General features: G+C 40.7%; 1 protein-coding gene. It reads right to left on the reverse strand.

Annotated elements, in window-relative coordinates; all coding sequences use genetic code 11:
* Nucleotides 1-255: 255 nt before the first annotated feature.
* A complete protein-coding gene (locus tag ACE198_RS27920) occupies nt 256-1,692 on the reverse strand; it encodes a DDE-type integrase/transposase/recombinase (RefSeq protein ID WP_251463602.1) in 1,437 nt (478 codons plus the stop codon).
* Between the last annotated feature and the right edge of the window lie 58 nt (nt 1,693-1,750).

Genomic DNA, 1,750 nt, shown 5'->3' on the forward strand with positions numbered 1-1,750 from the left:
GGTAGTGTCAAAACTTCTATGAAAAAGTGACCTGAAGTTTTTTTCTTCTCTCTTTTTTGTAGTGGAGGTACCCGCAATCGCTCTTGACAAACACACCAATGGTTTGAGGTTCCTTTAACAAGGGCGACGGGGACAAAAGAAGGCACACTAAATAGCCCTTGGTTTTTCCATTTTAAACCATTGGCAAGTTCGGTTTGTCAAGAGTTCGCTTCGCCGATTGCTAGTGTTTGTCCAAGGGCTCTGCTAAACAAAAAGTTAGGCTGTTTGTTCCACAATCCATTGTTGTGCTAAACCAATGAGTTTCGTCCAACGAGCTGGCATGTTAGGCTGCTGATGTAGCTCTGTAACGACCACTGGGACCTTTCCCTCTATGGCTGAGTGAGGACGTAAGAAGTTAAAGTAGGCTACAAACAGGGTGACGAATGAAACCGATCCATGTTCAGACCCAAACCCATGTGTGGAGCGATAATTGCCCTTAAACGTGCGGTTTAGTCTTTCAATCACTTGTTTGAGAGGTCTATATTCCGTTGATACGGGGTCTTCATTGGTAAGCCCGATTACCTGCTTGATGTCAAAATGAATATCGTGTTGGGCAAAAAAGTGCTGTGCTAAAAGATAAATGGGATTGCCGTCCACCACGAAGGTTAGGTCTTTAGGAATCTCTTTCAGCTTCATTAAAACATCATCAATTGCACCGATAGCGGACACTGTATCTCGATTGGCTGACACTGGGTAGGACAGGATAATCTTTTTCACTGTATCAAAGAAGAAAAACAGATAATGCCAACGCCCGTTCACCCTGATATAGGTTTCGTCTCCACAGAACTGATCAGAAAGTTCGTAGGGATAAGAATCCACATAAGGCTTAAGTGTAAGGGCAACGGCATTCTCGTAATTTAAAATACTCTGATGCGATATGGATACTCCATGAACATCTTTCATGAGTGCAGCTGTCTTCCTGGCCGAAAGGCCATAGTTGACATGATAGGTTAAAATGAGCCCCAAAGTATGTGGTGACACATAAAGCCTTGATAAATCTACCTTAGGTTTTTGGGGAGAAGACTTAGACAATGGCTGAAAATCAATTCGAAACTGTCGGTAAATGTATCTAATCTTAAAGGCTTGAGGATCCTTTTTAAACTGTTTCTTTTCCTTCGATGACATACCATTCAACTTCTTTTGGTAATAGGGACAGTCATTATTCTTGCACTTATACACGTCAAAGTCTTTTCGTTCTTTGACTTTCTCAAGTGTTTTAGAACAATGAGGACACTTCAAAACGGCCTCTTTCAAATAGCGGCTCTTTTCGTTAAAAACACAAGTACACACCTTACATTGATACTGTCCTTTGCCTCCATTATTGGCATAGAGATAATCCGATGGAGCACCACACTTCGGACAGTTCATAGATTTAGGCACAATTGTCTTTGCATTTAAACGCCTTTGAACAGGCTTTAGCTGTTTACCTTTCTTCTCCAGATATTCAGATAGAAGACTTTGGTAATCTAGCTTTTGAAGGGTTTCGATGATCGGAAGATCATCCACCTGAAGTTTACGGTAAGGTTTATTTACAGGAGTTTCTTCAGGCTTTTCAAACATGCCTTTCCCAATAAGTAGGGTAAGTAATGTTCGAATTACCTGATCTTGATACTTGATAAATTCCATTAAATAAGTTAATAATTGAGGGTACAAACTTGTCACTTCCTTGTTTTTAGGGATTAGGTGTTCGGTGTGGTAACCTCACTTTTAA

This window comes from Neobacillus sp. KR4-4, assembly GCF_042136325.1.
Taxonomy (GTDB): Bacteria; Bacillota; Bacilli; order Bacillales; family Cytobacillaceae; genus Neobacillus.